This window comes from Betaproteobacteria bacterium, assembly GCA_016791345.1.
Classification (GTDB): domain Bacteria; phylum Pseudomonadota; class Gammaproteobacteria; order Burkholderiales; family JAEUMW01; genus JAEUMW01.
Map to the genome: position 1 here is coordinate 1 of JAEUMW010000138.1, position 5,603 is coordinate 5,603.

Sequence of the window (5,603 nt, forward strand, 5' to 3'; positions counted from 1 at the left end):
GGAGAGCGTATGCCGAAGGAGCGGGCTCCACGCCGTGTAGGTCTCGAGCTGCGGTTCCGCGAACCGCTCCAATACGGACTTGACGACCTGCCGCGCGCCTTCGTCACGCACGAAGAGACCCGTGTTCTCCGCTGCAAACTCCGCCAGCACGTCAGCCACGAGGAGTGCCAGACGAGCGGGATAGTCGAGCTCGCGCGTGTCGCGCCCGGCCGCGCAGTAGAAGCAGGCCTTGCGCGTGTCCTCGTCCATGAGGTCGAGGGTGGGAAAGCGCTTGCGCAGCGCACCCAGAAATTCTCCGTCGGGATCGATGTCGAGCGTGATCGCACGCTCCGGAAAGAGCCGCGCATATGCCGCGTCGAGGTCGTCGGGACGCTCGTCCGCCTGCGCGAGGAGATCCTCCATCGCCTTGCGGTCTGCCTGCAGCGGATCCGGCGAGCGACCGGCGGTGCTCTGGAGGTACTCCTGCAGCGCTTCGCGTTTCGTGCCCCGATCGATCGCGGGGAACACCACCTTCGGCACAGGCAGAGCCAGCGCCGCCTGCGTTGCCTCCTTCTCGGCCAGCAGCAGATCGGCGCGCTCGCCGAGCTTGACGAGGCCGCGGGTGACACCCACGACCAGACTCGCTGTGCCTGGACTCAGCATGAGGCCTGTCTCCGGTTGGCCGCTTTCATCGTGTCGCCCCTTCCGCTCCAGTTGTAAACATAGATGATCCGCGCTCCATTGCAAGGCGGTCGGAAGGCCTAGGTCGGGCAACGTCAAGGCCGATTGCGGCCTTCAGCTCATGCCTGCCCCAACAACAGGAAATCGAGGATGGGGAGCGCGCTCAGACTGCCGATCGGAATCAGCAAGGCCTTTACCCACGCCTGTTGTGCAAAGGGGCAGAAGGCGCCTACGCGATACCTTTCCACCCATTCGATCAGCGTGCGTATCGGCCCATCGAGGTTGCATTCCTTGTCCTGCTGCGCGACGAGCAGCTTCCTGCCGAGACTGTCGACCGCCGCGCGGCGCGCCTTCTCAGCCACCGACCGCAGGTGCACCGCGCAACCAATCGCGATCGCGAGGCCGAGAGAAAGCGCGATGATGAGCGCCGGTGGATACCCCCAGTTATCGAACAGGGCGCTGCGCGCGAGCGTCATCAGCGTCATGATCAGGAACGGATAGTAGATGAGACGTGTGACCATCTCGGTGCGTCGGCCGATGAATTCGACGTCAAGCCAGTCTTCGAAATACGAGTGCGCCCGACCCTGTTCGTCGCGCGCCAGCCGCTGTTGACCGAACTTGATGCACGTCTCCCGCGGCCAGTTCTGGCGGCCCGTCAATCGGCGCACCAGTGAGCCGCAGCGGCGCGTTTCGTCGATCACGAAGAACAACAGGAATGCGAAGCTCACGACGCAGAGAATCAGAATGCCCCGATCGACCGCCGAGACCACCGAGCCTCGCGCAGGGCGCACGGGAAAGCCGAGCATGAGAAACAGGACCCCGACCGCGCCCAGATAAAGCACAACCGGAGCGCACAGCAGGAGGATGCGGTCCCCGAAGGCGGCAGGCTGCATGTGACGCTGCCAGATTTCAGCCATCGACGCCTCCTTCCAGTACTCTTCGGGCGATTTCCATTGCGTCAGCCGGTTGCGCAATGCCTCGACGAGGCACTTCCAGCGGGTGCGCGGCTCGGGAGGCACGTGCTCGGCATGGGCGTGTCCCGCTGACGGCCGCGGTTCCAGCCGGAAGTCCTCTGTCAGCCGCGTGTTGCTCTGCTGGATGTCCCGCCACCCTTTGTGGAGAAGGAGGCAGGTAAGGGCCCAGGTCACGAGGCGCATGATCTCGGTCGGCCACATGCTCACGCCGTTCATCACCGCCCAAGGCTCGCCACGGTCATTGAAGAAGACGTCCCGCGCTGATGCGAAGGCCAGTGGCGCCAGTATCAGAAGCGCCGCTACGGTCACCGCCGTGCCCGTCCACGATTTCGTGGCGAACGTCCAGGCGACCGTCACCCCGCGCAGGACCTGTCTGAACGTGAGCACGAGCAGCAACGACGAAAGCACCACGAAGACTGCCATTTGCATTCTCGCGCTCGCGGGGATCTGCGGCAGCATCCGTTCCGGGTGAACGCTCGGACACGCGCTCGGCTGGGCAGCGCTGCACGTACGGTCCGACCCCGCACCGCCGCTGCCGCCCCAGCGCTGATCGAGGTCACTCAGATCCACGATTGTATTGCGGCCGATTTCGAAGACGCGGGGCGGCGGCGTGGCGAGCCTGACACCCTTTTCCGGCACCCCCTCAAGCGCCACCAGGGTGGCGTAGTAGGTCGCAGTCTCGTAGCTGTCACGGAATGGCGGGTGTCCGGCCTGGAGCTCGTCGCGAAGCGACAGCCCAAACGGGGACGCCACCACCAGGTTGTGCGTCTTGGACTTGACCTCGGCCGGGTGTATCAACTCGGTGTCGAGGTCCGTCATGAAGGCGAGCGCTTCCGGCAATGCACCGCGCACGGCCTGAAGCACCAGCAGCTTGTCGTAGAAGTCGGTGCCGAGCACGCCGACGGCGGAGATGCTCCTCCCGCGGGACCGCAGGTCGCTCTGCTTCTGGGAGACTACCTGCCCGATGCGTCGCAGATAGTCCACCTGACCATCGCCCACCGGACGCTCGACCGTCGCCCGCTTCCCAGCGCCGTCTGTCCCTTCCTTGGCGCCATCGGGTTGATCCCGCGACTCCTTGTCGCCTTGTTTGTTCGAACCCGGCGCTGCGGGAAGCTGGCCGTCGAGCCCGCGCAGGTAGCTGAAAAAGAGGATGGGGCATTTTGGCGAGTATGGTGTTGCCGGCTCGCCTGGAACGGGACAGATTTTCTTTCGGTCGTCGACCGACACTGCCTTCAGGAGGGCATCGCGCATGTCGAGCGGCAACTGGCGACCATATGGGGTGTCCCACTCCGAGACGAGAACCACGCGGTCGAGCTGATCGAGGCGATCGGCAACAGCGGAAGTGTCTCTGAAGGAAAGCTTGTCGACGTCCGGCTCAAGCTTCCACGCTGACCGCAGGGTGAGCTCATGCACGAGGCGTTCGGCAAGCACATCGTCCGTGGAAGTGACCCGGTGCAGATTGAGCTTGTCCTTGAAGAAGTCCTCCACCGGCTTCTGGGCAAGCCCGGCCAGATGCTGGTCCGACGCCGTCGCCTGCGAAGTCACGAAGCGGACTGACTTGAGCTGCTTGCCTGCGCCAGCGCTCGCCTCGTGCACCATCGCCTGGAGAACGGATGTCGATCCCGGCCCAATGACGGACCAGGCCACCGCATCTGGGGGGGCCTTCTTTTTTTTCATCACTTCGCCATAGAGTCGCTCCAACTCCTTCAGCGGCTGTTTACCCCCGGTTCCGTCCTCGTCGAAGTACAGGACCAACGCCTTGCCACGGGCTTTCTCGTTGGTAAACCACTCGAACGGGAAATCCCGCGCAGCGGGACCCAGTGGCCAGACCACGTATCCGATTCGTTCGGGGTCATCGGGCGCATACCCGACGGCGCCAAGCGCCGATACGATGGCATAGCGCTGGCGGCGGCGCTGCTCTTCCGCGCCGGTGTACGGTCCACCATTCACCATGGCGATAAGGACGTGTAATCGCCGCTCGCGGTCGTAGCCGGTGAGCAGGTCTGCCGGAACGGCGCTGCCTTTTCCCGGCTTCCCGTTCACGGTTGCGCGATGCGCTTTTACCGCCGCAAAAGGATCCTGCCAGAGACGCGCCGGAACCGCCTCGCGCAGCCGGCTGTCCTGTTGCGTCGGCGCCGTGCTCGTCGACGGTCGGGATCCCACCAGGGTTTGCTGCTGGATGACGACTGCGCCGACGGCGAGGGCGAGCACCGCAAATATGCCCGCCAGGGGTTGGCTGGGTTGCTCACGATCAGACATGGCGTTTCTCCCCATTCTTCATGGTTGTTCGAGCAAACCTTGGGAAGATCAGGACGCGCAGCCTGCCACACAGGCAGGTTCCGGAGATTCTTCGTCTCCGTATGCGAACGTTATAGTCGATCGGCGGCCGATTGCAACCCGCCAAAGGGCCTAAGACCTGCGCCTGCAGCGCTTTCCGAGCCTCTTACAGGCTCGCCGCCGACAGGAACTCCAGGATCGGCACGGCGGAGAGGCTGCCGAGCGGAATCAGCACGGCCTTCAGCCACGGCTGCTGGCTGAACGGCGAGAACGCGCCGCGCCGGGTGTCGCGCACGCGCTCGATGAGGATGCGGATCTCCGCCGCGATGCGCTCCTCGCCGACCTGCTCGGCGCGCTGCAGCTTGGCGGTCAGGTGGTCGAGTGCGGCGCCGCGCGCGTTCTCCACCGCCAGTCGCAGCGCGATCGCGGTGGCAAGCGCGATCACCATCGTCAGCCCGAACACGAAGACGAGTTGCGGCGGCGTAGTCCAGTTGTCGAAGGTCGAACTGCGCGCCAGCACGAGCAGCGTGACGATGACGAACGGGTAATAGATGAGGCGCGTCACCACCTCCGTGCGGCGCCCGATGAGGTCCACCTCCACCCAGTCCTCCAGGTAGGCGACGAGATCGGGATGGATCGACGCGGAATCCGCCAGCCCCGGACGCTGACCGAATTTCTCCAGCGCCTCGGGCGGCCACCGCGACGGCTGGCTCAAGCGCCGCACGAAGGCGCAGGTACGGCGCGTCTCCTCGATCACGAAGAAGAGCAGCAGGAAGAAGCTCACCGAGCAGAGCGCGATCATCGTGGAATCGAGGATCTGGATGAACGACCCTCGATAGGGGCGCGCCGGCCAGCCGAAAACCTGGAACAGGATGAACGTGAAGCTGAGATAGAGCACGATCGGCACCGCCAGCAGCCACAGGCGGTCTGCGAGCGCGGCCGGCTGGACGTAGGCGTTCCAGATCTCGCTCACGGACCGCGCCTCCAGCCGGTAGGCGGCCTCGTCCGGCTGCCACGGGCGGAACCGGTCGTGGACCACGGCACGCAGGAGCCGCCAACGACTGCGGATCGCACCCGCATCCGCGTGGTGCGGCGGTGCCGGCCGTGTCGCATCGCCCACGAGCAGGAAGTCCTGCGTGAGCGCCGCGTTGCTCGCGACGAGGTCGCGCCAGCCCTTGACCAGCATGAGCCACGTCAGCACCAGCGTCACCAAGCGCAGGATCTGCGTCGGCCACATGCTCACGCCATTGGCCACCGCCCACGGCTCGGCGGTCGCGTCCTGCAGCGCGCGCAGGCTCAGGCCGACGACCAGCATGAGCGCGACCAGCGCAAGCACGGACACGACCGGGCGCGACCTCACGGCGGGACCGAGCATGGCGAGCGCATGCTGCATCTGGCGAAAGCCGAAGGCGAAAAGTACCAGCAGCACCAGACACGCGAAGACGAACGCGGTCACGCTGCGCGCCCTGAATTCGGGCAGTTCGCGCGGCGGGTGAATCGTCGCGCACGCCCCTCTCGGGCAGTCTGCCGCAAACGGGCTCAGGTCCACCACCGAGCTCGCACCCACCTCGTAGATGCGGGGTGTCGCCAGACCCCGGGCGAGTGCCGGGTCGTCGTCGCGGCGCGTGCCCAGGGCCAGCATCGTGGAGAGAAACGTCCCCGTCTGATAGCTGTCCCGAAACGGCAGGATGC

The 5,603-nt window shown here is 65.5% G+C and carries 3 protein-coding genes; all 3 read right to left on the reverse strand.

Features of this window, described 5'->3' with window-relative positions; genetic code table 11:
- On the reverse strand, positions 1-642 hold a 642-nt coding region (locus JNK68_05800), incomplete at its 3' end, for a hypothetical protein (GenBank protein ID MBL8539870.1).
- A gap of 137 nt (positions 643-779) precedes the next feature.
- Positions 780-3,893: a hypothetical protein gene (locus tag JNK68_05805; GenBank protein ID MBL8539871.1), complete on the reverse strand. Its 3,114-nt coding sequence runs from the start codon at positions 3,891-3,893 to the stop codon at positions 780-782.
- A gap of 184 nt (positions 3,894-4,077) precedes the next feature.
- On the reverse strand, positions 4,078-5,603 hold a 1,526-nt coding region (locus tag JNK68_05810), incomplete at its 5' end, for a hypothetical protein (protein ID MBL8539872.1).